This window comes from Actinoplanes regularis, assembly GCF_900188005.1.
Taxonomy (GTDB): domain Bacteria; phylum Actinomycetota; class Actinomycetes; order Mycobacteriales; family Micromonosporaceae; genus Actinoplanes; species Actinoplanes regularis.
Genome location: NZ_FZNR01000002.1, coordinates 188059 through 212687, shown reverse-complemented (window position 1 = coordinate 212687; position 24629 = coordinate 188059). Strand labels below are relative to the sequence as shown.

The following is a 24629-nucleotide window of genomic DNA, read 5'->3' as shown; positions in this document are numbered from 1 at the left end:
ATAGACACAAGGCTATACGTTACCGGAATCCGATCGGCATGTTTCCGAAACTTTCGGAGCGCTTCATCCACCGGAGGCGTACCCATGCGAAGGCACTTAGCGGCCGCAGTCGCCGCGCTCGCCGTCCTTACCCCGACCCCCGCTCCCGCCGCGGACCACGACCACAAGACGACCGGTTACCTCTCCACCCAGGCCGGGCCCGGCCGCTTCCCGCTGGTCGCCCGTGGTGCCGCCGCGCCTATCGTGACCAGCGCCAACGACTACCCCGGCGTGCTCCGCGTGGCCGGCGACCTACAGTCCGACCTCGGCGCCGCCACCGGCGTCACCCCACGGGCCGGGCAGGACACCATTCCCGCCGGGCGGGACCCGATCATCATCGGGACCATCGGCCGGTCCGCCCTGATCGACCGGATGATCGCCGCCGGCCGGCTCGACACCCGCGGCGTCGCCGGGAAGTGGGAGACCTCGCTGCAGCAGGTCGTCGAGCACCCGCTGCCCGGCGTGCGGCGGGCCTTCGTGATCGCCGGCAGCGACCAGCGCGGCACCATCTACGGCGTCTACGACGTCTCCCGCCTGATCGGCGTCTCGCCCTGGCACTTCTGGGACGACGTGCCGGTCCCGCACGCGGACGCGCTCTACGCCCTGCCCGGCCGGCACAGCCAGGGCACCCCGAAGGTGAAGTACCGCGGGATCTTCATCAACGACGAGAACCCGGACACCGGGACCTGGGCACCCGCGTTCTTCGGCCCCGGCAAGGCCCCCGGTTACCCGGGTGGGCTGAACGCGAACTACTACGCCAAGGTCTTCGAGACCATGCTCCGGCTCAAGGCCAACTACCTGTGGCCGGCGGTCTGGGGGCGGGCGTTCGCCGAGGACGACCCGGCCAACCACGCCACCGCCAGCTACTACGGCGTGGTGATGGGCACCTCGCACGAGGCGCCGATGATGCGCGGGATCGAGGAGTGGAACCGGCATCCCGCCGGCACCCGCGAGTGGAGCTTCCGGCGCAACCCGGATGCGATCAAGGACTACTGGCGGACCGGCATCCAGCGGATGCGCGACCAGGACATCGAGGGCGTGGTCACGCTCGGCATGCGCGGCAACGGCGACGTCAGCCTGCCCGACGGTGACGGCATCGACCTGATGGACTCGATCATCTCGTCGCAGCGCCGGATCCTGGCCGAGGAGGGCATGCTCGGCGCACCCCAGGTGCAGACCCTCTACAAGGAGGTGCAGCGCTACTGGGACCAGGGTTACCGGCCGCCGGATGACGTGACCGTGGTCTTCTGCGACGACAACTGGGGCAACATGCGCAGGCTGCCCGACCCGGCGCTGCCGGCCCGCAGCGGCGGTTACGGCCTCTACTACCACTTCGACTACGTCGGCGACGGCCGCAACTACAAGTGGGTCGACACCGCCAACCTGACCAACACCTGGGAGCAGCTGAACCGGGCGTACCGGTCCGGGGTGGACCGGCTCTGGGTGGCCAACGTCGGCGACCTGAAGAACGAGGAGGAGCCCGCCCAGTTCTTCCTGGACTACGCCTGGAACCCGGACGCGATCGGGGTCGACGGCATCCGGGACTGGGAACGCCGCTACGCGGCGGAGAACTTCGGCGGACCGCTCGCGGCCGACATCGCCGAGGTCCTCTCCCGGTACGGCGTCCTGCAGTCGCGTCGCAAGCCCGAGCTGCTCAACCGGCGGATCACCGTCGACCCCGCCAAGGACCTGAAGACCGACCCGAGCGCGGTGGTCTACGACGACCAGGGCAACCCGTTCAGCATCACCGACTACGCCGAGATGGATCGGGTGGTCACGCAGTGGCAGGCTCTCGCCGCCCGGGCCGAGCGGCTCAAGGCGCGCGTGCCCGAGGCCTGGCAGGACGCGTACTACCAGCTCGTGTACTACCAGGTCGCGGCGACCGCGAACCTGTACGAGCTGCGGCGGGCCGAGTTCACCAACATCATGTATGCCGCGCAGGGCCGCGCCGCGACCAACGACCTGGCCGCCGAGGCGGAGGCGCGATTCGCCGCGGACCAGGCGCTCAACGCGCACTACAACACCGCGCTGGCGGGCGGGAAGTGGCGGGACTGGCAGCTCCAGCCCAAGATCGGGTACGGGAACGTGGCGCGGTACGGCCCGAACGCCCCGTGGCAGCAGCCGGAACTGAACAATGTGGCGCTGCCGGACGAGATCTATCCGTACCTGAAACGGATCGAGGTGCCCGCCGGCGCGTCGATGGGGGTCGCGCTCGACGGCGGGGACGCCACGACGCTGCCCGAGTTCAGCCCGTGGCAGAGCCAGCCGCGGCAGTACCTCGAGGTCTACAACAAGGGCACCACGCCGTTCGCCTACACGATCACGGCGGACCAGCCGTGGGTGCACGTCACGCCGGCCTCCGGGACGGTGGACAAGCAGGTGCGGGCCACGGTCTCGGTCGACTGGAAGCGCGCGCCGGCCGGGGTCACCGACGTACAGCTGCGGGTCGAGGGCGCGGGAAGCAGCGTCCTGGTGCGCGCGCCGATCCGCGACCCCGAGCTCACGCCGCGGGGGTTCGCCGAGGCCAACGGGTACGTCTCGATCCCGGCGACCGGATTCGACCGCAAGGCCGGTGACTGGCGGGTGCTGCCCGGCATCGGCAAGAGCGGCGACGGCGTCATGCCGCTCGGCGCCGGCGAGTCCCGGCTCGACTACCGGGTCACGCTGACCACCACCGGACCGGTGCGGATCTCCGCGCTGCTGATGCCCCGCAACGGGCAGCTGCGCTACTCCGTCTCGATCGACGGGGCGGCCCCGCAGGTCGTCGACGCGGTCGCCGAGACCGGGGCGATCGACACCACGATGAACCGGCAGTGGGCCCGCAACACCTCGGACAACGTCAACATCACCACCACCACGCACCAGGTCGGCCGGGCCGGGACGCACACCGTGACGTTCCGGGCGATCGACCCGGCGGTGATCCTGCAACGGTTGATCGTGGACACCGGTGGCGTGAAGTACAGCTATCTCGGCCCGCCGACCAGCCGGAGGTTCTGAATCATGAAACGGCGTGCCCTGCTGGCCGGATCGGCCGGAATCGCCGGCGCGGGCCTCGTCCCGTCGCCCGCCGCCGCCTCGTCATCATCGTGCTGGGTGCACACCTGGACCGCGATGCCGCAGCTGACCGAGCCGGGGAACCTGCCGCCGGCACCGTTCACCGGCAGCGACTCGGTGCTCGTGGACACCACGCTGCGGCAGACCGTGCACACCTCGATCGGCGGAAAGCTGATGCGGGTGCGGTTCTCCAACGCGTTCGGGACGACCGATCTGACCCTCACCTCCGCGGCAGTCGCCCTGCCGGCCGGCGGCCGGGCCGGGGTCGCGGAGATCGTGCCGGGCAGCTCCCGGGCGCTCACCTTCAGCGGGGAGGACTCGGTCGTGGTGCCCGTCGGGGCGCAGGTCGTCTCCGACCCGGTGCCGATCAGGGTCGCACCCCGATCGAACCTGACCGTCTCGGTCTATCTCGCCGAGGGGCAGGCCGGGCTCAACCTCACCTCGCATCCCGGCTCCCGGACGACGTCCTGGCTGACCAGGGGCGCCCGGCCGCTGGAAGCCGAGCTGCCGGGCGCGACCCCGGTCGATCACTGGTATCTGATCAGCGGGATCGAGGTGATCGCCTCCGCCGCGGCCGGGGTGGTGCTGCTCGGCGACTCGCTCACCGACGGGCGAGGCTCGACCACCAACGGCAACGACCGCTGGCCCGACCAGCTCGCGGCCCGGCTCCGGGATCCCCGGCTCGCGGTGCTCAACCAGGCGGCCGGCGGAAACCGGGTGCTGCACGACGGGCTGGGGCCGAACGTTCTCGCCCGCCTCGACCGGGACGTCCTCGGGGTCAGCGGGGCCGCCTGGGTGCTGGTCTTCGAGGGGGTCAACGACATCGGCACGGCACCGGCGACCGAGGCCGGGCAGGGGCAGGTGATCACGGCGCTCACCGGGGCGTACCGGCAGATCGTGCAGCGGGCGCACGCGCAGCGGCTGCGGGTCTACGGCGCGACGATCACGCCGTTCGGGGGCAACACCGGGTACGACGATCCGGGCGGGCTGCGGGAACGGGCCCGGGTCGCGGTCAACGGGGTAATCCGGGGCGGGATCTTCGACTCGTACGTCGATTTCGCCGCCGCGGTGGCCGATCCGGCGAACCCCTCCCGGCTCGACCCGCTCTACGACGTCGGCGACCACCTGCACCTGAACCCGGCCGGCTATGCGGCCCTGGCCGCGGCCGTTCCCCGCCGGCTCTTCTGACGCCCTGACGGGGGAAGGGGTGCGGCCACCGCCGGCCGTACCCCTTCCGGGCCTGAGGATCAGAAGATGTGGATCGCGGTGAGCATCGTCGAGAGCTGATGGCCCAGGCCCGCGACGGCGACGACGCAGATGCCGATGATGATGGCGGCCAGCACCGAGTACTCGACGACGGTCGCGCCCTGGTCGTTACCGCCGCGGATGTGGGCCGCGAGCATGGCCAGCTTCTCCATTGCCCTCTCGTTCTTGTCGACGCGAGCCTCCACCTGGCGGCGGAAGCACCGCATGAGATCGGTCGAGTGGTGCGCGGCTGAAGCCTTTTTCGTTGCGAAACGGGTGCGACCGGTCGCGGAATCCGACCAGGACATCGAAGATTCACCTCCGGCCGCGGAAAGCGGTGAGCCGAAAGCGTCAAGGCGGCGTGGACAGCGCCGATCAGTCCTCGGTCTGAGGAGGTGCCGATGCCCGAGGTCTCGCTGGGAGCCGCCCGGTCGCGGCGCTGGACGCTGCGGGCCGTCGCGGGGAACGGAGCCGTCCCGGCCCTGCTCACGACCGCCTACGCGGGCGCCACCTGGTCGAGCCCGAACCGTGGCCTGATCCTGCTGGTGGCGGTCGTCTCAGCACTGACCGGGGCGCTGCTCTGGGTCCTTTCCGACCGGCTGGCCCGGGCACCGCGTGCCTGGATGGCCGCGCTGCTCACCGGGGCGGCGGTGAACCTGGCCGGCGGGGCCGTCCTCGGCCTGCTGGACGGGGGCGTGGCCGGACCGTTCGGCGCGCTGGTGCCCGGCGCGGTGGTGCTGCTCGCCACCGTGCTCTCGCGCCGGGTGTTCCCGGTGGTGGCCGGGTTCAGCCTGCTCGCGTACGGCGCGGTGGTGCTCTGGGGTGAGCCGGCACCGGCCGGATACGTCCTGGTGAACATCCTGGCCTTCGCCGGCTCGGCGACGCTCTGCCGGCGACACATCGCGGTTCTGTCCGCGCTACGGCGGCGCCTCGCGGACGGGTCGCGTACCGATCCGCTGACCGGCTGCCTCAACCGTCGGGGCTTCGACCGCCGGCTCGCCGCCGAGCTGGCCGGGGCGGAACGGGCCGGTAGCCCGGTCACCCTGGTGCTGCTCGACCTGGACCACTTCAAGACGGTGAACGACCGCGACGGCCACCAGGCCGGGGACGACCTGCTCGTCTGGACCGGGCGGGAGCTCTCCGCCTGGGGCCCGGTGGGGCGGCTCGGCGGTGACGAGTTCGCGCTGCTGCTGACCGGCTCCGGCGTGGCAACCGCGGTGGACCGGATCCGGGAGCGGATGCGGCTCTACGCCCCGGCCAGCCTCGGCTTCGCGACGTTCCCGGCGGACGCCGCTGACGCGAGCGAGCTCTACGCGGCCGCCGACCGGAAGCTCTACGCGGACAAGGCCGCCCGCGACCGCCACGCCCCCGCCGCCGAGGCGGTCGCCGCGGTCCGCACCGACCTGGCTTCCCGCGCTGCCGGCCCGTCGTCGCCGAAGACACCGAAGACCGGCAGGAAGCGGCACGCGATCGCCGATCCGGGCTGGATGGCCATGGCGCAGACCAGCGTCGCGGCCGTCTACGTGCTGCTGTTCACCGCCGGCAACCCGCACCGGACCGGCATGATCGCCCTCTGCGCGTGGGGCTTCCTGACCGGCCTCGCGCTGGTCGCCGCCTCGGGCTGGGTCAGCGGCTCGCGCCTGGCCCGCCCGCTGATGCTGGCGTTCGCGGTGAGCTCGTTCGTGAGCTGCGGCGCGATCGCCATCCTGGACGGCGGGGTATCCGGCGTTCTCGGGATCGGCATCCTGCTCGCCATCCCCTTGCTGATGCTCGGCATGCGACCAGCGGTGGCCGGGCCGGTCGCGGTCACCGCCGTCGCGCTCTACGCGCTGGTCGCGGTGATCGCGGGCGGGGCCGGTTTCTGGTACGTCCTGATCCACCTGGTCGGCACGGGCGTCGTGGCCGTGGCCACCGCGATGCTCGGCCGCACCGCCGCCCAGCAGCGCCGCCGGCTCACCGACCTGTCCCGGACGGACGTGCTCACCGACGTGCTGAACCGGCGTGGGTTCGCCGAGGGCTTCGCGGCCGCGCCCGCCCACGCCCTGCTCCTCTTCGACCTGGACGGGTTCAAGCAGCTCAACGACACACATGGCCACGCCGCGGGGGACGAGCTGCTGCGCTGGGTGGCCGGGACGCTGCGCGCGTCGGTGCACCCGCGCGACCTGGTGGCCCGGCTCGGCGGCGACGAGTTCGTGGTGCTGCTCCGCGAGGCCGGGTCCGCGACGAGCACCGCCGAGCGGCTCCAGGCGGCACTGGGCGAACGGACCGCGGCGAGCGTCGGGGTGGCCGTGGTGGGCCTGGACGGGACGGACTTCGACCGCCTCTACGCGGTCGCCGATTCCCGGTTGTACGCGGACAAGTCCCTGCGGGGACGAGCCAGCACCGCCGCGACCAGCGCGACCACACAGAGCGCGGAGAGGCTGAGGAAACCGGCCCGGAACGAGCCGGTGGTGTCCTTCACCGCGCCGAGCGCGTAGACGAACGCGAAGCCGCCCAGATTGGCGCAGAAGTTGCCGAATCCGCTGAGCAGCCCGGCCCGCCGGGTCCCGAGCACCGCGATCGGCAGCGCGAACAGCGGTCCGAAGTAGACCTGCACGACCAGTGAGATCAGCGCGATCACGATCAGCACGGCCGGTATCCCGGGCACGTAGGTGAGCAGGGCCAGCCCGGCCGTGAGGATGGTGAGCGAGCCGCTGATCACCAGCAGCGGGCGGCCGAGCCGGTCGGAGAGGTAGCCGCCGAGATAGTTGGCCGGCGCGGTGACCGCGGCGCCGAGCGCGGCGACCAGGCCGGCCGTGGTGAGGGACTGGCCGCGGTCGACGACCAGCCAGGTGGGCAGCCAGAAGGTGAAGCCCTGGGCGACGGCGAGCCGGGTGAACTGGATCACCCCGGTGAGCCATACGATCCGGTGCCGGAGCAGCCCGGCCAGGTCGGCGAGGCGGACCGGGTCGTCGGCCGGTGGCTTCGGCACCACCGGCCCGGTGGCCCAGCGGTAGAGGGCCAGGGTGAGCAGGCCGGTCGCCGCGAAGAGGCCGAACAGCAGCCGCCAGCCGAGCGGCTCGACCAGCAGCGGGCCGGTCGAGCTGAGCAGGATGTTGGAGGAGAAGCCGCCGGCGACATACAGGCCCATCGCGGTGGCCCGCCGGTCGCTCGGGAACTCCTCGCTGATCAGCAGCAGGCCGGGCGCGAAGACCAGCGCCCGGAAGACCCCGGCGCAGGCCTGGTTCACCAGGAGCAGTTGGTACGACGTGAGCACCGCGAACGCCGCCGCGAGCAGGTTCGTGCCGAGCAGGCCGGTAAGGAACAGTGTGCGCGGGGAGAACCGGTCCGCCAGGAAGCCCGACGGCACCTGCATCAGGGCGTAGCTCAGGTTGCTCGCCGCGGCGAGCGTTCCCGCCTGGGTGAAGGTCAGGCCCAGGTCGGCGCGGATCAGCGGGAGGAAGAGCGCGATCCCGCCGAAGATCAGTGCCTGGGTGCTCTGGCAGACGACGAGGAGGGTGACGATCGCGCGGCGCATCGCGGGATGATCTCACCCGCCCCGGCGGCCGGGCACCCTGACCAACCCGTCTGGTTTACGTTAACATCGCCGTAACTCGATCCCTTGGGAGCGGCGTGGCGGAGGACCGGCTTCTCCAGGCGCAGCGGCACGAGCGGCTGCTGGGCCGCCTGCGTGACAGCGGCGCGATCCGGGTCCGCGAACTCGCCCGTGACCTGGGCGTCAGCGAGCTGACCATCCGCCGGGACATCGCCGCCCTCGCCGCCCGCAACCTCGTCACCCGGGTGCACGGCGGGGCGACCCTGCCGTCACCGGCGCGACCCGTCGTCCGGCCCCGTCAGGCGTGGACCGTCGGGATGGTCGTACCGTCGCTGGATTTCTATTGGCCGCCGATCGTGGCCGGGGCCCGGGCCGCCGCGGCGGCCCTCGGGGTGACGATCCAGCTGCGCGGCTCGAGCTACGACCCGGAGGAGGACCGGCGCCAGATCGGGCGTCTCGTCGAGGCGCGGCAGGTGCAGGGGCTGTTGCTGGCGCCGCTGCTGAAGAGCCCCGACGCGGACCGGATCATCGACTGGATCGGCGGGCTGCCGATTCCCGCCGTGCTCGTCGAGCGGCAGCCCCGGCACTGGTCCCCGGCCGCCCGCCGGATCGAGTGGGTGCGCAGCGATCACTCGCGGGGCCTGGAGATGGCCGTGCACCACCTCCGCGACCAGGGGCACAGCCGGATCGGGCTGGTCCTCTCCGAGGGGAGCCCGACCTCGGCATACCTGTCGCGGAGCTGGGCCGAGCTCGGGCTGCCGGTCGCCATGGTCTTCGCCGATCCGTCGTCGGCGGTCCGGGCCTGCTCCGGGGCCGGGCCGACCGCCCTCGTCGTGCACAGCGACCCGGATGCCATCGCGATCGCCCGCACCGGCCTGAACATCGCCCTCGTCTCCTACGACGACGAGGTCGCGCACCTGGCCGACCCGCCCCTCACGGCGATCCGCCCGCCCAAGAACCACGTCGGCCGGATCGCCGTGGAGCTGATGGTGTCCCGGTTGCTCAGCGGCGACCGCCGGCCCGCGCAGGGCGTGCTGGTCGCCCCGGAACTGGTGGTTCGCGAGTCGTCCCGGGCCCGGGTTGTTCGAGTCTGAACGGTTCTGAACAGCTCGGTTCGCATCGTGGTGCCGATGTTGCGCTGGCATTACGAATGTGGCTATGCGAGCAAGAATCCCCACCGCGCTCTGCGCGGTCCTGCTGGCCGGCCTGTTCGTCGTCCCGGCCACCCCGGCGGCCGCCGCGACCAGCGGCTTCCGCGGCGTGAACTGGGCTGACCAACGGGACAACTTCGTCGACGACACCCTGGTGCTGGGCGGGCTGAGCACCTCCGACAGCTACGCCACCACGCAGGCCAAGGCCAGTGCGATCCTCACCGGGTTCCAGAACAACCTGGGCGCGAACACGGTCCGGATGCCGGTCAACTACCCCACCGTCTCCGGGTCGTACTGGGCGTCCTACACCGGAGCCATCGACATGGCCACCTCGAAGGGGATGAAGGTCATCCTCAGCTACTGGGAGGCGGCCAGCTCCCGCAACGGGCTGGTGGACAACACCACCCAGTTCTGGTCGATGTGGCAGACCATCGTGACCAAGTACTCCTCGAACGCCAACGTCTACTTCGAACCGTTCAACGAGCCGTACGGCTACAGCGACACCGACTGGAAGAACCTCGCCGCCCAGTGGCTGACGAACTACTCCGGCGTCCCCCGCGCCCGGGTCATCATCAGCGGGGCCGGGTACAACCAGCGGCTCACCACGATCGGCAGCGACACCCGCTTCGACGGCACGCTGATCTCCCGGCACATCTACCAGTTCTTCGACAGCAGCCGGCTCACCGAGGACGCCTGGCGGGAAGGACTGCGCACCAGCGTCGGCAGCTACGCCGGCCGGGTGCTGATCACCGAGTTCGGCGCCACGATGACCGACGGGCGCAACTACAACGCGCCGTCGACGACCGACAACTTCATCCCGTTCATCCGGGGCGTCGCGGCCGAGGCGCGCGCCGAGGGGCTGGGCACCGTCTACTGGCCGGGCGTGCGGATCGCCGACCCGTACCGGCTGCAGGAGATCAACGGCAGTGGCACCGCGCTTACCCTGACCACCACCAACAACTCCGGCCGGGACCAGCTGCGCTACTCGTGGGGCCTGGACGTCACCGGCAACACGCTGCTCACCCACTACCGGGTCACCAACCGCAACAGCGGCAAGGTGATGGACGTGGTCAGCTCGTCCGTCGCGGACAGCGCCGAGGTCAAGCAGTACACCTCGAACAGCGGGGCGAACCAGAAGTGGTCCTTCGAGACCCTGAGCGGCGGGTACGTCCGGGTGGTCAACCAGTACAGCGGCAAGTGCCTGGACGTGGCGTCGGCGTCGACCGCTGACGGGGCCAACGTCATCCAGTACACCTGCGGTAGCGGGACGAACCAGCAGTGGTCCTGGGTCGCGTCGGGCAGCTACTACACCCTGGTCGCGCGGCACAGCGGCAAGTGCCTCGACGTGGTCGGGTCCGGGACCGCCGACGGGGTGGACATCAGCCAGTACACCTGCAACGGCGGCACGAACCAGCAGTGGTCGCGGAGCGCGGCATGAAAGCCCTCACCGCGCTGCTGATCTCCGTGCTCCTGCTCTGGGCCGCACCGGCCCAGGCCGCCGCCGTCACGATCACCAACGGCACCCAGTTCGGCGGCGTGCACGCGCACGGCGGCGGAGTGATCAAGGTGGGCTCGTACTACTACTGGTTCGGGGAGAACCGGAACGCCGACGACACGTTCAACGCCGTCAGTGTCTATCGCTCGACCGACCTGCTGAACTGGGAGTTCCGGAACAACGTGCTCACCCGGTCGTCCGCGTCCGAGCTGGCGTCCGCGAAGATCGAGCGCCCGAAGGTCGTCTACAACTCGTCCACCGGCAAATATGTGATGTGGATGCACAAGGAGAACGGGTCAGATTACGCCGAGGCCCGGGCGGCGGTCGCGGTCTCCGACACGGTGGACGGGAATTACACGTACCAGGGCAGCTTCCGTCCGTTCGGCAGCTACATGTCCCGGGACATCACGCTCTATCAGGAGGGCTCGGCGGCGTACATGATCTCCGCGGCCGACGAGAACCGGGACCTGATGATCTACCGGCTCACCGCCGACTACCTGAACGTGGAATCGGTGGTCGGCAACTTCTGGAACGACGCGTCGCGGGAGGCGCCGGCGCTGTTCAAGCGGGGCAGCACGTACTTCATGCTGACCTCGGGGACCTCCGGCTGGAATCCGAACCAGTCGAAGTACGCGACCGCGTCGAGCATCTCGGGCCCGTGGACCGGCTGGACCAACGTGGGCGACGGGACCACCTACAACTCGCAGCCGGCCTACGTCCTGCAGTTGGGCAGCAGTTACCTCTACATGGGGGACCGCTGGGCGGGCGCCTGGGGCGCGCCGGTGAACAACTCCGAGTACGTCTGGCTGCCGATCACGTTCCCGAGCAGCACGTCGATGTCGCTGTCCTGGTCACCGACGATCACCGTGGACGCGGCCGCCGGCACGATCACCGGCAGCGCGGTCCCCTACTACCGGGTCGCCAACCGCGGCTCGGCGAAGGTGATGGACGTCTGGAACGCGTCCACGGCCGACAACGCCGAGGTCCGGACGTACGCCGCGAACAGCGGCACGAACCAGCAGTGGGACTTCCGCTCCACCGGCGGCGGCTATCTTCACGTGATCAACCGCAACAGCGGCAAGTGTCTCGACGTGGCGTCCGCGTCCACCGCGGACGGGGCCAACATCATCCAGTACAGCTGCGGCTCCGGAGCCAACCAGCAGTGGCAGTGGGTGGCGAGCGGCAGCTACTACCTGCTCAAGGCCCGGCACTCCGGTAAGTGCCTGGCGCTGGCCGCGGACGCGATCGATCTCCAACAGTCCACCTGCGGCACCGCGACCACCCAGCAGTGGTCGCGCACCGCTGCCTGAACGCTGCCGGCCGGGCGCCGCACGCGGCGCCCGGCCGGCAGCGTCCGTCGCCATGCCGGGCTCGGACTCCAACGTCTGTAGTAGTGCTGGGTCTACCCCAGGAGTCGAACCAGCGTCCTGTCGGAGGGTGTAGGCGGCCGCCTAACCTGGGACGCGTGACAAACACGCTGCTCCAGGCGGTGACCGGGAGACGGTTTCTAGTCTCGGCCTGGCCGTGGCGCGGGTTCGCCTATTGCGCCACGACAGCGGTGGCCTCCGGCGTTCTCTGGCTCCTGTTTGCGGTGCCGCTGGCGCCGTTGTTCTCGGCTGTCGTGGTGCTCTGGTCCGGGCAAACGGGTGGCTACCTGATCGTGGCGGCCGGCCTCGGGCTGGTCGGAGTAGGCATGCTCGCGCTACTCGGCCCGCGGCTGGCGCTCTCGATGGCCCGGGCCGAACGATGGCGGCTGCGGCTGGTCGGCGATGTCTCGCTGCCGCCAGGGCGTCGCGGCAACCTCTACACCGACCCGGCCACCTGGCGGGCGGTGGCCTACACCGTACTGCTGGGCGTCGGCGGCCCGATGTGGCTCGGGGTGCTGGGGGTCATCGGGCTGCTCGCTCTTTCGACGCCGATCTCGGTGGAGTACCGGATCTCGGTGATGGACTCCCCGGCCGGCATTGTCGGGCGGGCCGTGGGCGGGCTGCTGCTGATCCCGGTCCTGTTCTACCTGATCGCGTTGTTCGGCGGGGTGCACGCCGCGCTGGCCCGGCTGCTGCTGGTCCCGGAGCCGTCCGAGGAACTGGTCGAGGTGGCCCGGTCCCGGACCCGGATGGCGCACGCGTTCGACGCCGAACGGCTGCGCATAGAGCGCGACCTGCACGACATCGCCCAGCAGCGCCTGGTCGCGCTGACTATGCAGATCGGGGTAGCTCGGCTCGATCTGCCGCCGTCCTCGCCGGCCGCCGCCGCGATGGCCTCCGCCCACGAGCAGGCCAAGACGCTGATGGCAGAGCTGCGCGATCTGATCCGTGGGATCAGCCCCCGCGCGCTGCGGGACCTCGGTCTGCAGGCCGCAGTCGAGGAGTTGGCCGCCGCGAGTTCCCTTGAGGTACATGTCGACATCGCCTCGTCGCGCTTCCTGGCGGAGGCGGAGTCGGTGGCGTATGCGGCGATATCCGAGGCCCTTGCCAACACCGCGAAGCATGCGGCCACCACCACCGAGGTCACCGTTACGGTCCGGCGCAAGGCCGACCGGCTGCTGGTCGAGGTCCGCGACGGGGGCGGCGGTGGCGCCGACCCGGCCCGCGGATCGGGGCTGACCGGCCTCGCCGACCGAGCCGCCGCGGCCGGGGGCCGGCTGCTGTTGTCGAGTCCGGCCGGCGGTCCGACGATCCTGCGGGTGGAGCTGCCGTGCGTGTCGTGATCGCCGAGGATTCGGTGCTGCTGCGGGAGGGTCTGAGCGCGATGCTGCCCCGGTTCGGGGTCGAGGTCGTGGCTTCGGTCGGAGATTCCCCCACGTTGCTGGCCGCCGTCCGCCGGCACCGCCCGCAGCTCGTGGTCACCGACGTCCGGATGCCGCCGGACTACACCGACGAGGGGCTGCGGGCGGCCGTCGCGCTGCGCACTGAGGATCCCGGGCTCGCGGTCGTGGCCCTCAGCCAGTACGTGCAGCACGGCTACGCCGGCGAACTGCTCGCCTCGGGCTCCGGCCGGTCCGTCGGCTACCTGCTCAAAGACCGCATCGGCGACGTGGCCGAGTTCGCCGGGCAGCTGCGCCGGGTGGCCGAGGGCGGCACGGTGGTCGACCCCGAGGTGGTACGGCAGCTGATGCAACACCGCCGCGACCCGCTCAAACAGCTCTCCGCCCGGGAACGCGAGGTTCTCGCCGTGGTCGCGCAGGGCCACTCGAACGCGGCCGCCGCCCGGTTGCTCTCTCTGACCGAGGCTGGTGTCGCCAAGCACATCGGCAACCTTTTCACCAAGCTGAACCTGCCGGTCAGCGACGACACCAACCGGCGGGTTCTCGCGGTGCTCGCGTACCTGCGCAGCCGATCCGACTAGGAGCCCTCCTTGATCACCACCACCGCCCGGCGGCGTAACGCCGGGCTCCTCGCCATGGCCGTTCTCCTGACCGCGGCGTTCTTCCTCGCCCCGCCACTGCTGCTCGGCCCCGGCCGGCTTGCCGGCTTCCCGCGCGCCTTCGCTGCCTACTGGTCCTCGAGCGGCCCGGACTTCCCGCCCGACCTCCAGCACCTCATCGACTACCAGTTCCACTACCACCTGGCGCGCGTGATGATCGCAGTGCCGCTGCTCGCCGTGCTGGTGACGCTGGCCGTCCTGCTCCGGCGGTTCCGGCTGCCGATCGGGGCGCTCGCGCTCGCCGTCGCGGTGCTACTGATCGCCAACGTCCAGGGGGCCGTATCGCCCTTCGGGACGCTCCTGCCGAATCTGGCGTCCGGCCCCGCCGACGCCGGTCTGGCCGACGCCCTGGCCCAGGTCCGCGACCAGCTCCACAGCGGCCCGATGTCACCCGCCCTGCACGTGATGCTCGACGAGTACGTCCGGTGGCACGTGACGAAGGGTGTGCTGGCCGCCCTCTTGGCAGCCGTTCTCGTCGGTCTGTCGGTCGTGGCGTGGCGCCGCCGGCGTCGGTTGCTCGGCCTGCTCACGGCCCTGCTGACCGTGGCCGCACTGGTGGTCGTGGCGGCCAACGTGAGCATCATGGCGAATCCCAACCCGCCGTTCCTGCTCCTGCTCCAGGGCAGTTGGTGAGGTTCGCGGCCTGACTGATCCAGTTCACCGTCGAGTGCCCGCGGGTCCGGCAACGCGACCGGGGACAGCGAGGTGCGGTCGCGGTTGCGGCGCGCGAGCCGTTGCCCGGCTGGGTGGAGGCCCTGCGGCTTGCCTTGGAGTGAACTCCAACCCGTAGCGTCGGCTCCATGACCCACACCGACCGAGTCGGAACCACCACCCTGTTGGAGATCGATTGGCAGAACTGGATCGCGGACATCGGGCACGACCGATCCGCGGCCGACCGGGCCCGTGAGGTCCGGCACGCGGCCCGCGTCCGGGGCTGGCCGGTGGTGTGCACCCGATACCTGTCCCGCGACCCCGCCGACCAGCCCCGCTTCGACCCGGACAGCCCGGCCGCGTCGTTCCTCACCGGCCTCGGTCCTGAGCCGGGCGATCCGGTCGTGACCAAACACGACCGCGACATTTTTGACGTACCCGAGACCGCGAGCGTGCTCGCCCGGCTCGGCACCGACCGGCTGGTGCTCACCGGCGTCATGACCGACCACGGGGTCGCGCTGGCGGCGCGCGCGGCCGCCGCGCGCGGGCTGGCGGTCACGGTCGTTGCCGACGCCTGTGCGGCCACCAGCGCCGGGGCCCACGACGACACGCTGGCGGGCCTGCGCGCGGCCGGGGCCCAGGTCCTCGGTACCGCGGAGCTGGTGTCGCGGTGAGCCCCACCATCACGATCGGCGAGGTGGCCGAACGGACCGGGCTGTCCAAGGACACGCTGCGCTGGTACGAGACGGAGGGCCTGATCCCGGACATCCGGCGCGACGGCAGCGGCTACCGGGCGTACGACGAGCAGGCCGTGCGGATGATCGAGCTGGTCATCCGGCTGCGGCGGACAGGGCTGCCGGTGCGCGACGCCAAGGACTTCGTCGCCATGACCCGGCAGGGCGCGGCCACCCATGGGCGGCGGCTCGCCCTGCTGCATGAGCACCGCGACCGGGTGATCGCGCAGCTAGCGCAGCTCAAGGGCGATCTGCAGGCGATCGACGACAAGATCGCGCATTACAGCGAACTCATCGAACAGGGCCGTGACTGCGACGGCCGTTCGGTGTCCGAACCGGGCCTCCGTGCCCGCCAGGGGAGCAGAATATGACAGGTACGGTACCCACGGTCGAGCTCGGCGACGGTCTCGAGGTCAGCGGAATCGGCTTCGGCGGCATGGCGCTGAGTCACGTCTACGGCCGCACCGACCCGCAGGAGGCGCTCCGGACACTGCACCATGCGGTCGATCGAGGCGTGACGTTCATCGATACGGCCGACGTCTACGGCGAACCGCGCGAGGGCACCGACGGGCCCGCCGGCACCAACGAGGAGCTGATCGCGCAACTCCTCGCCGGCCGGCGCGACGAGGTGCGACTCGCGACGAAGTTCGGCATCACCGGCCGGATCGGCGTCTCCAGCGCGGCGGCGGTCCGCGGCGACCGGGCCTACGTGCGGGCCAGCTGCGAAGCGTCGCTACGGCGGCTCGGCATCGACGTCATCGACCTGTACTACATGCACCGGCGCCGGCTCGACATCCCGATCGAGGAGACGGTCGGCGCGATGGCCGAGCTGGTGGCCGAGGGCAAGGTGCGGCACCTGGGGCTGTCCGAGGTGACCGCGACCGAGCTGCGGGCCGCGGCAGCGGTGCATCCGATCGCGGCGGTGCAGAGCGAGTGGAGCATCTGGTCGCGTGACGTGGAGGCCCACGTCGTTCCGGCCGCCCGGGAGGTGGGGGCGGGGTTCGTCCCGTACAGCCCGCTGGGTCGTGGCTTCCTGACCGGCGCGCTGTCGCCGGATCGGGTCGCCGGCGGGATGTTGCGCGAACAGCCTCGCTTCACCGAGCACTTCGATGCCAATCAGCAGGTGGTCGACGTGCTGCGCGATGTCGGTGCGCAGGTCGGGGCGACTCCGGCTCAGGTCGCGCTGGCCTGGCTCTGGGCCCAGGGGGCGAGCCTCGGGCTGCCGGTCGTGCCGATCCCGGGTACCCGATCCGCGCAGCGGGTGACCGAGAACGCCGACGCCCTCGCGGTCCGCCTCAGCCAGGATCAGAAGTCCCGGCTGGACGCCGCGGTCGATCTCGTTCACGGTGGTCGGGCGCTGACCTTCACCGCCAAGGAGTGGATCTCCGCCGGCCGTGAATGAACGAGATGCATATCAAGGGCCGCTACCAGTGCGGACCGCGCAGAACGGGTGAGCGGACCCGCGGAGGGCTCCGTAGGCTGGGCCGTCGTGGATCATCAACAGGCGGCGCTGCTGTTGCTCGGGGGCGTCGGGTGCGGGCTGACCGGGTCGATCGCGGGGCTCGCGTCGCTTGTCAGCTATCCGGTGCTGCTGGCGGCCGGGCTGCCGCCGGTCGCCGCGAGCATGACCAACACCGTTGCGCTGGTGGCCGCGCCGGCTGGGATGGTGGCCGGGGCGCGGCGTGAACTGCGCGGACAGCGGCGGCGGATCTTGCGGGCGAGCGGCGTCTGCACGGCCGGCGGCATCACCGGGGGCGTCCTGCTGATGAGCACGCCGTCCACGGCCTTCGAGGTGATCGTGCCGTTCCTTATCGTGCTCGGGGCGCTGGCCCTGCTGTTCCGTGAAGGTCTGCGGGACTGGTACACGCGGCCGGGGTGGCGGCCGCCGCTCGGCATCGCGATCTTCCTGATCGGCGTGTACGGCGGCTACTTCGGGGCGGCGGCCGGGGTGCTGCTGCTCGCCGCGATGGGGGTCGCGGCGGTCGAGCCGCTCGCGGTCACGAACGCGGTCAAAACGGTGGTCCTGGGTGCCGCGAACCTGGCCGCCGCGCTCCTCTATGCCCTGACCGGCCCGGTGGCGTGGTCCGCCGCGGCACTGCTCGCCGCCGGCTGCCTGGTCGGCAGCTGGATCGGCCCGGCGGTGGTGCGCCGGACACCGGAACGCCCGCTGCGGGTGATCATCGCGGTGGCCGCCGTCGGCCTCGCCGTCTACCTCTGGTGGAAAGCCGCCTAGCAGGCCACGGACCGCGGCGCGCGGCAAAGCCCGGCGCGGCGCGAGCCTCGCGCGAGAGCACCACGGCAACGAGGCCGAGAGGCCTGCCCACGGGGCTCCATCGGCCGTACCGCGGGATCATGGATTTTGAACCTGATTGCCGGCCGCGGCGGTGTCAGGCGGGTTCGACGCCGAAGATCTCGGTGAGGCCGGTGACCTCGATGGCCTGGCGGACCGGGGCGGACGGGCGGGTCACGACCATCGTCAGGCCGGCGGCCGCGGCGCTGTTGCGGACGCCGACCAGGGCGCCGAGCGCGTACGAGTCGATGAACGTCACCTCGGCCAGGTCGAGCGCGAGCTGCCAGCAGGTCGAGCCGGCGACCGCCTTCTCCAAGCCGGCGCGCAGCTCGTCGGCGACGTCCACGTCCAGCTCCGGGACGAGCAGGTTCGCCTGGAGCGTGCCGCCGTCGGCGCTGGTGGAGTAGGACACGATGGCATCAGTGCTCATGGCGCGTCACCCTACCCACCCGGCGCCCGGGGTAAGCATGATCGGCGCCGCGGAAGCCGCGACGCCGATCACCGTGGGAGGTCAGGACTGGCCGGGATCGCGTTGCTGCGGAATCCCGTTGTCACCGGGCGGAGGCACCGACCCGTCGTCGCCCGGCGGAGGCGCCGACCCGTTGTCAGCGGCTGGAGGTGTCGACCCGTTGTCAGCGGATGGGGGAGTGGAGCCGTTGCGGCCCGCCGGGGGTGCCGACCCGTTGCCGCCGGGCGGATCGATCGGATCCGGCCGGCGCCAGATCTCGTTGCCGGGCAGGTCGGCGACGGTCTCCAGGACGACCGGTGCCGCGCCGGGCCGCGCCGGCAGGGCCGTGACCAGCCGGGAGTGGCCCCGGTGCGCGGCGAGCGCGGCCCGGTGATAGCTCTCCACCTCGGCGATGAACCGGTCGTCGGCGTAGACCGTGCCGTCGACCAGCGGGCCGGGGCGGGCCTCCAGCACCGCGATGACGTCCTCGCCGGTCAGGGTCTTGTGGGTCTCCAGGGCGTGCGCCAGCGCGAGCACCTCGCGCCGGTTCTCCTTGAGGATCGTGACCGCGCGCTCCAGCATCGCGCTCAGGTTGTCCTCGATCCGGTCGGCCAGGGCGCGCCGGGCGCTCAGATCGTTCTTGTCCCCCTTGGCCGGGCCGCCGGGCGTGCCGACGCCGAGGCGGGCGGAGGTGGCGTACGACGAGACCGTCGACCCCATGCCCCAGACGCCCTCCATGTTGGTGGCGACGGCGGTCGCCGACTCCAGGTCGCCGGAGACCCCGGAGGAGCTGTCGCCGTCGAAGAACATCCGCTCGCCGGCGAGGGACGCGAGGGAGACCAGGATGTCCGACTCGTAGTGGCTGCGCCAGGTGGTGAACTGGTCCTCCGGCGGGATGCTGGCGACCATGCCCAGGTAGCCGCTGCCCTTCTCGATCGTCGCGATGTCGATCTCCATGTGCTGCCGAGTCCGGTACGCCATCACCGCGTGGCACGCCTCGTGCACGGCGACCGCGTGCCGCTCGCGCTCGATGTACTCGACGTTCTCCGCCGGGCCGAGTTCCTTGAGCTGCTTGGCCTTGATGATGTCGCGCCAGGTGATGGTGTCCCGGTCGTCGCGGATCGCGGTGATCAGCGCCTCGTTCACCATGTCCTTGATGGTCGCGCCGGTCGCGTACGGCGTGATGGTGGCCAGCTTGTCGACCTGCTCCTCGGTCAGCTCGTGTTTGACCTTCTCCAGATAGCCCTGGTACGTCCGCACCCGCCCGGCCTTGCTCGGGTAGCCGACCTTGTAGATCCGGTCGATCCGGCCCGGCCGCAGCAGCGCCTCGTCGAGCGCCTCCGGCAGGTTGGTCGCCATCATCACCAGGATCCGGTACTTCGGCGGGGGCTTCGGCCGCATGCCGAGCGCCCGGCGCACGTGCCGGTTGATGAAGCCGCGTGGCTTCTTCAGCCCGGACAGCTCGGTGAGCAGCGCCTCGAGGGTGCCCATCCCGCCGCCCCCGCCCATCCCGCCGCCGTACATCATCGACTCGCGGGCCAGTTCCCAGCGGGACTGGTCGGACAGGTAGGTGAAGCCGTGACAGGCGTCGCCGAAGGCGCCACGGGGGAAGCCCGGCCCGCCCTGGGCCAGGGCGCCACGGTTGCCGAGCGAGTCGGCCTCGTCGAAGAAGACGATCACGCCGCCGTAGCGGAGGGCGAGCTTGCGCAGCTTGCGGAAGAGGCCCTTGACCTTGAGGACGCCGACGCCGAAGAACATGTTGATGAACGCGCCCGGGTCGACGAAGACGTACGGCCGGCCGGTCTCGCCGGCGACCGCCTCGGCCATCAGCGTCTTGCCGGTGCCGGGCGGTCCCCAGAGCAGGATGCCGCCGGGCACGTACCCGCCCCGGGTCTCGATCGCCTCCGGCCGTTCGAGGTAGACGATGTTCTCCTTGACCCGTTCGAGAACGTGGTCCTGGCCCCACACGTCGGTGAACCGGGTCTTCACGTCGTCGGGGTAGTAGACCTCGACGCCGCCGCGGGACAGGAACCAGAAGATCGCCGCGAACTGGCCGACCGCGATGAACAGGATGAAGATGACCTGCAGGAACATCGGCGCGGCGGACCAGAGCAGGGCCGGGATCTGGAAGATGGCCAGGGCCGGGGAGGTGTCCAGCACCGAGCCGAGCACGACCGCCAGCAGCGTGAGGAAGAGCAGCCACTTGAAGACGCGGGCCAGCCGGAACCGGGTCCAGTCGGAGAAGAGCCGGTGGGTGACGCGCTCGACGCCGCCGAAGACGCCGTGCGTCCAGAGCCGGTGGTACCAGGCGGAGTGCTCGCTGATCAGGTAGTGGATCTGGCGCAGCACCTCGAGCCCGGCCAGCACTCCGATCGCGATGCCGGAACCGCTGTGCAGCCGCTCGTACATCGCGTCCTGGAACGGAAGCAGCGGATTGTCCGCCATGTCCGTCCACACCAGCGCGAAGAAGGCCACCGCGAAGAGCAGCAGGAATTTGACCCGGTCCCAGAGCGGCAGCCGCTTGCGGGTGACGCGTTCGGAGACCACGGGCACCTCGTCGGGCGGGCGGAGACCCTCCATCAGTTGCTCCTCACCGTGAAGGAAGCGGCGATCGTGTCCAGCTCGTCGGACCGGTCCCGGTAGCAGCTGGTGGAGCACCGGATGATCAGCAGGTAGAGCCGGTCACCGGTGTTGTTGACCAGCGCCGTCTGATCGAAGGTGTGCAGCACCCCGTCGGCGAGCTCGTAGTCGAAGACGATCCGGACCCCGTGCAGTCCGTCGGCGGGGGTGAGCACCTCGTCGCGGAGCAGCTCGAAGCCGGTGAGCTGGGTGCTCTGCGCGGCGGACTCGCGGGCGTCCGCGGTCACCGGCAGGAACAGGTCGCGCAGGGTGTCCAGCGAGATCACATTCTGCTGACTCTCGGTGAGGTCGGCGACCCGCGCGTAGACGATCGGCTGGTCGGTGACCTGGCCGGTGAGCAGGTGCGCCGCGGTCGGGGCGGCATCCGCGTCATAGGCGACGGACCACCACATCCGCTGGCGCGCGGCCGAGTTCGCGGAGTCCGGATTGGTCCCGCTGAGGGTGTCGTCGAGGTCGCCGGTGCCGGTCGCGTGCCAGTCGTGCGGAACCTTGAAGTACGTCTTCAGGTCGGAGTTCTTCACATACGTGTACTCCGGAGCGGCGCATCCCGTGGCGACGGCCGCGACGGCGATCACCGCCGCTCCCGTGTGGATCAGCTGCTTCAACACAGTGCACCACCGTCCTGCCGGACCGTTCGTGCTTGCAGTATCACCCCGTGTTGTTACATGGCGGTGCGCCATCCTTGTATTCAGGACCTTGAGTCTCCCGCGCCTGTCCGAACGGTTGGATCAGGACGCCGCCGGCGCCGCCGTCGAATCGCGCACCCGCAGCGCGGGGCTGATCACCACCCGGTGCGCCGGCCGGTCCGGGTCGGCGAGCCGGTCGGCGACCAGCCGTACCGCCGCCCGCCCGATCGACCGGCGCGGCGGCCGGACCGCGGTCAGCGCCGGGCTGAACAGCCCGGCCACCTCGTCGTCGTAGGCCACGACGGAGAGCTGCCCGGGCACCTCGATCCGGCGCTCCTCACAGCGCTGGACCAGGGCGATCGCCTCGGCGTCCGCGTGCACCAGCAGTGCGGTGGTCCCAGTGGCCAGGCAGCGGTCGAGGACCTCGTCCAGGGCGGCGGCGAGGTCCGGGTGCGCCGAGTCCGGGATCTGCGCGTCGACCGTCGCGTGCACGTCCAGGCCGCACTCGGTGGCCGCCTCCAGCCAGCCCCGGTGCACGTGCGGGCGGGTCGGGCTGGGCGCGGCGAGGACCACACCGATCCGGCGGTGACCGAGGCCGGCCAGGTGCCGCACGGCCATCGCGGCGCCCAGCGCGTGATCGGTGACCACCGACTCCAGGGCGACGTGGAACGGGCCGGTCGCCGCGGTGCGTTCCAGCAGCACCACCGGCAGGCCGGTGCCGGCCAGCCAGTCGATGGTGCCGCTCGCGGTCGGCGCGTCCATCCGGGGGGCCACGATCAGTGCGTCCACCCCCTGGTCGACCAGCCGGAGCAGCTGCGGGCGATCATCTTCGGTCTTGTAGGAGGAGCCGCGCAGCACGATCCGCATCTCCAACTCACGCGCCGCCTCCTCCGCGCCACGCGCGACCGCGGGGTAGTAGTAGTCCAGCGAGGGCACCAGCATCCCGAGCGACGCCGTCGCGGTGTCCGGGGCGGGCGGATCGTCCGGCGAGGGCAGCGTCACCCCGCCGTGCACCCGCCGGACCAGTCCTTCCGCGGCGAGTTGGGCGATGTCGCGGCGGATCGTCACGGCCGCCGCGCCGAGCGCCTCGGTCAGGTCGGAGATCCGCAACACGCCGTCGCGCTGCAGCGCCTGCAGCAGCCGGGCACGACGGGTCTCCGGCAGCGGACCCCGCTTGTCCGATGTGTTCACCGCTGCTGCTCCTTCACGGTCAGATCCAGGGTGCCGTTCGAGCCGAGCCCGCTCACGTCGATCTCCAGCCGGGTCAGGCGGTCGCCCCACACGTCGCTGATCAGGGGATCGTCGAGCGGGCGCACGCTCGTCGAGCACGGTACCGGCGGACTCCAGCTCAGCCGCAGCGTGCCCGCGCCGTCCAGCGCGGTGACCACGGCGTGCCCGGCGCCGGTCCGGACCGCGCCGGCGAGGATCAGGTGGATCCGGGTCGGCTCCCGGCCGCCCGGCGCCAGGTCCCACTGATCCCTCACGGTCACCGCGCCGGAGGCGCGATCGAGCCGGGCGGTCCGGCGCCAGGTCCGCACTCCGGCCGCCGGGTAGGCCCGGGCAAGATCCAGAGACATTTCCGAGTACGGATCACCGACGCTCGTGGCTACGCTACGAGCGGAGCAACCGTGGCCGGGGGCCTGAGCGACGCCCCGGATCTCCGGGACGTTGTGCCACGAGCTCCCCATCGTCCACAGGTCGTAACGCCCCGGCCCGAAGGTCGCCGCGGTGTACGTCGGGCGCCCCGGATCCACCAGCACCGGCACACCGCCCAGCGCGACCACGAAGCTGCCCACGTCATTGTGGTTGTGGTGCTCCCCGTTGTGCCCGCCCTTCACCGCGAGCGTCAGCCCGGCCGCACTCCCCGCCGCCCTCCGCGCGACCAGCACCTCGGTCGACGGGAACCACACGTCCCGGGCCAGCCACGACTCACTCCCGGCCGGCGCGGCGGCGAGCCAGTGCGGATCGGTCAGCGCCCGCAGCAGCCGGCCCAGCCCGTCGCTCTCCCGCCCGACCGGCTCACCCGGCCGGCGCTGTGCCGCCGCGTGCGCGACCGCCGCCGGGCCGCCCGCCCGGCGCGCCTCCCGGTGCAGCACCTGCCAGGGCTGTTCGCCCACCGGCCGGGCCGGGCTGTCCGCGTGGTTCAGGTACCACGGCCCGCCCAGGTGCACCCGGTGCGGGAACGCCACGGTCTCCCGCAGCGCGGCCACGGGCGCGTCGCCCAGCACGCCGGCCGACGCGTACGCCAGCAGGTCGAGCGCTTCGAGCAGCCGTCCGGCCCCGTTCCACCAGTACGCGTACCCCTCGTCGATCGCACCGTCGGCCGGCAGCACCGCGACGTACCGGTCGAGCCCCTCGACGACCAGGCGCGTCAGCGCCACCCGCGACTCCTCCGACTGGACCAGCTGCAACGCCGCGACCAGCACGTTCCCGTGGATCCACGGGTTCCAGTTGTGCACGTCGCCGTCCAGCCCGAGCCAGTGCCAGTCCCGCCGCTCCCGGAACGGCCTCAGCACCCGCCGCTCCACCTCGTACCGGATCCGCTCCCGCAGCCCCGGCACCCGCTCGTCGAGCTGAGCGCCGAGCAGGTGGTCGATCCAGGCCAGTTGCGCGGCCACCTCCCCGGCCCCGAGGTCGAGGTACGGCTCGGTCACCGTCGGCAGCACCGACCCGTGCCGGGCGAACGTGTCGTCATGCGCCGGCCAGCACCACGTGCTCTGCTCGCACCAGAGCACGACCCCGTCGGCCACCTCGTCCAGCCACCGCTCGTCGAGCGTGACCGCCGCGAGGACGGTCGCCCGGCTCACCCTGTCCCGGCGGGCCCGGATCACCCGCTCGTAGGTGTCCCGGTCACCGTCCCGGAAGTACCGGGCGAACTCGCCGGCCAGCGGGACCGGCCAGGTCGACCCGAGGTCGGCGGCGGCCCGCTCCCGCAGGCCGCGCAGGGTGACGGCGTCGAGCGCCCCGGCCGCCCACGTGGCGCGATCGGTCGCGGGCGGCACCGGAAGGCACCGGCCGGGCGGCAGCAGCAGGCCCGGGCCGACGGCCGGCCAGGCCCCGGCCAGGGGTCCGGTGAATCGCGTGACCATGTCCCCCTCGCTGATCGAATGTGATCGTAACAGATCACTTCGGCGCTGATGAATGGCTGTCGAGTCCCGCCGCAACCACCCACTCTGGACCTTAGGATCGAGAAATGCCAGGTCGGACGCCGAGATCGATTCTGACTGCATCAGTCTGTTCAAGACATTGACATGCTCGATTGTGAGCGTTTAACTTCCTCGAAACCGAGCCGTCC

The 24629-nt window shown here is 71.4% G+C and carries 19 protein-coding genes and 1 pseudogene; 13 read left to right on the top strand and 7 right to left on the bottom strand.

The features are described 5' to 3' along the window. Nucleotides 1–84: 84 nt before the first annotated feature. Together CHC09_RS06155 and CHC09_RS06150 are read left to right on the top strand one after the other, a co-directional pair. On the top strand, nucleotides 85–3036 hold the full coding sequence (locus CHC09_RS06155) for a glycosyl hydrolase 115 family protein (protein ID WP_089292011.1): 2952 nt from the start codon (nucleotides 85–87) through the stop codon (nucleotides 3034–3036). 3 nt (nucleotides 3037–3039) lie between these two features. Beyond that, nucleotides 3040–4281, top strand: coding sequence for an SGNH/GDSL hydrolase family protein (locus CHC09_RS06150; protein WP_089292010.1), 1242 nt, complete (start codon nucleotides 3040–3042; stop codon nucleotides 4279–4281). A 59-nt stretch (nucleotides 4282–4340) separates the two neighbouring features. Here CHC09_RS06150 and CHC09_RS46140 read toward each other — a convergent pair whose 3' ends face one another. Next, nucleotides 4341–4511 carry a Flp family type IVb pilin gene (locus tag CHC09_RS46140; RefSeq protein ID WP_179276964.1) on the bottom strand — a complete coding sequence of 57 codons (171 nt, stop codon included), beginning with the start codon at nucleotides 4509–4511 and terminating at the stop codon, nucleotides 4341–4343. A 228-nt stretch (nucleotides 4512–4739) separates the two neighbouring features. On the opposite strand from CHC09_RS46140, the pseudogene CHC09_RS48315 reads away from it, so the two are divergent. Further along, nucleotides 4740–6653 (top strand): annotated as a pseudogene (locus CHC09_RS48315) (GGDEF domain-containing protein); the annotation flags it as partial. An 8-nt stretch (nucleotides 6654–6661) separates the two neighbouring features. On the opposite strand, the gene CHC09_RS06140 reads toward CHC09_RS48315, so the two are convergent. Continuing rightward, nucleotides 6662–7855, bottom strand: coding sequence for an MFS transporter (locus CHC09_RS06140; RefSeq protein WP_143232222.1), 1194 nt, complete (start codon nucleotides 7853–7855; stop codon nucleotides 6662–6664). Between the two features lie 95 nt (nucleotides 7856–7950). Here CHC09_RS06140 and CHC09_RS06135 point away from each other — a divergent pair, with 95 nt between their 5' ends. The 10 genes from CHC09_RS06135 (at nucleotide 7951) to CHC09_RS06090 (ending at nucleotide 17563) form a co-directional block, all read left to right on the top strand. After that, the gene (locus CHC09_RS06135; protein WP_089292008.1) at nucleotides 7951–8967 is read left to right on the top strand and encodes a substrate-binding domain-containing protein; all 1017 of its coding nucleotides are present in this window, start codon (nucleotides 7951–7953) and stop codon (nucleotides 8965–8967) included. A gap of 64 nt (nucleotides 8968–9031) precedes the next feature. Next, the gene (locus tag CHC09_RS06130) at nucleotides 9032–10462 is read left to right on the top strand and encodes an RICIN domain-containing protein (protein WP_089292007.1); all 1431 of its coding nucleotides are present in this window, start codon (nucleotides 9032–9034) and stop codon (nucleotides 10460–10462) included. Further along, entirely contained in the window at nucleotides 10459–11829 is a 1371-nt protein-coding gene (locus CHC09_RS06125; protein WP_089292599.1) for an RICIN domain-containing protein, read from the top strand. The genes CHC09_RS06130 and CHC09_RS06125 overlap by 4 nt, the downstream gene beginning before the upstream one ends. 155 nt (nucleotides 11830–11984) lie before the next feature. Then, a complete protein-coding gene (locus tag CHC09_RS06120; RefSeq protein WP_089292006.1) occupies nucleotides 11985–13229 on the top strand; it encodes a sensor histidine kinase in 1245 nt (414 codons plus the stop codon). A 41-nt stretch (nucleotides 13230–13270) separates the two neighbouring features. Continuing rightward, complete coding sequence (locus tag CHC09_RS06115; protein WP_239138205.1) at nucleotides 13271–13867, top strand: response regulator transcription factor; 597 nt, start codon at nucleotides 13271–13273, stop codon at nucleotides 13865–13867. A gap of 9 nt (nucleotides 13868–13876) precedes the next feature. Then, nucleotides 13877–14578 (top strand): hypothetical protein, encoded by a 702-nt coding sequence (locus CHC09_RS06110; protein ID WP_089292004.1) that lies wholly within the window; start codon nucleotides 13877–13879, stop codon nucleotides 14576–14578. Between the two features lie 167 nt (nucleotides 14579–14745). Continuing rightward, nucleotides 14746–15270 (top strand): isochorismatase family protein, encoded by a 525-nt coding sequence (locus CHC09_RS06105; RefSeq protein ID WP_089292003.1) that lies wholly within the window; start codon nucleotides 14746–14748, stop codon nucleotides 15268–15270. Next, complete coding sequence (locus CHC09_RS06100) at nucleotides 15267–15701, top strand: MerR family transcriptional regulator (protein ID WP_203833062.1); 435 nt, start codon at nucleotides 15267–15269, stop codon at nucleotides 15699–15701. Before CHC09_RS06105 ends, CHC09_RS06100 begins: the two co-directional genes overlap by 4 nt. Then, nucleotides 15698–16732, top strand: a complete 1035-nt coding sequence (locus CHC09_RS06095) for an aldo/keto reductase (protein ID WP_089292002.1) — start codon at nucleotides 15698–15700, stop codon at nucleotides 16730–16732. The genes CHC09_RS06100 and CHC09_RS06095 overlap by 4 nt, the downstream gene beginning before the upstream one ends. Before the next feature lie 87 nt (nucleotides 16733–16819). Beyond that, nucleotides 16820–17563: a sulfite exporter TauE/SafE family protein gene (locus tag CHC09_RS06090; protein WP_089292001.1), complete on the top strand. Its 744-nt coding sequence runs from the start codon at nucleotides 16820–16822 to the stop codon at nucleotides 17561–17563. A 154-nt stretch (nucleotides 17564–17717) separates the two neighbouring features. Here the strand turns inward: CHC09_RS06090 and CHC09_RS06085 are convergent, their stop codons facing one another. From CHC09_RS06085 to CHC09_RS06065, 5 genes are all read right to left on the bottom strand, one after another. Beyond that, nucleotides 17718–18050 carry an STAS domain-containing protein gene (locus CHC09_RS06085; RefSeq protein WP_089292000.1) on the bottom strand — a complete coding sequence of 111 codons (333 nt, stop codon included), beginning with the start codon at nucleotides 18048–18050 and terminating at the stop codon, nucleotides 17718–17720. A gap of 81 nt (nucleotides 18051–18131) precedes the next feature. Then, the gene (locus CHC09_RS06080; protein ID WP_239138201.1) at nucleotides 18132–20648 is read right to left on the bottom strand and encodes an AAA family ATPase; all 2517 of its coding nucleotides are present in this window, start codon (nucleotides 20646–20648) and stop codon (nucleotides 18132–18134) included. Continuing rightward, the gene (locus CHC09_RS06075) at nucleotides 20648–21316 is read right to left on the bottom strand and encodes a DcrB/PsbP domain-containing protein (protein WP_089291999.1); all 669 of its coding nucleotides are present in this window, start codon (nucleotides 21314–21316) and stop codon (nucleotides 20648–20650) included. Before CHC09_RS06075 ends, CHC09_RS06080 begins: the two co-directional genes overlap by 1 nt. Before the next feature lie 120 nt (nucleotides 21317–21436). Then, a complete protein-coding gene (locus tag CHC09_RS06070) occupies nucleotides 21437–22525 on the bottom strand; it encodes a substrate-binding domain-containing protein (RefSeq protein ID WP_089291998.1) in 1089 nt (362 codons plus the stop codon). Then, nucleotides 22522–24423, bottom strand: a complete 1902-nt coding sequence (locus CHC09_RS06065; protein ID WP_089291997.1) for a heparinase II/III domain-containing protein — start codon at nucleotides 24421–24423, stop codon at nucleotides 22522–22524. Before CHC09_RS06065 ends, CHC09_RS06070 begins: the two co-directional genes overlap by 4 nt. Nucleotides 24424–24629: the final 206 nt, after the last annotated feature.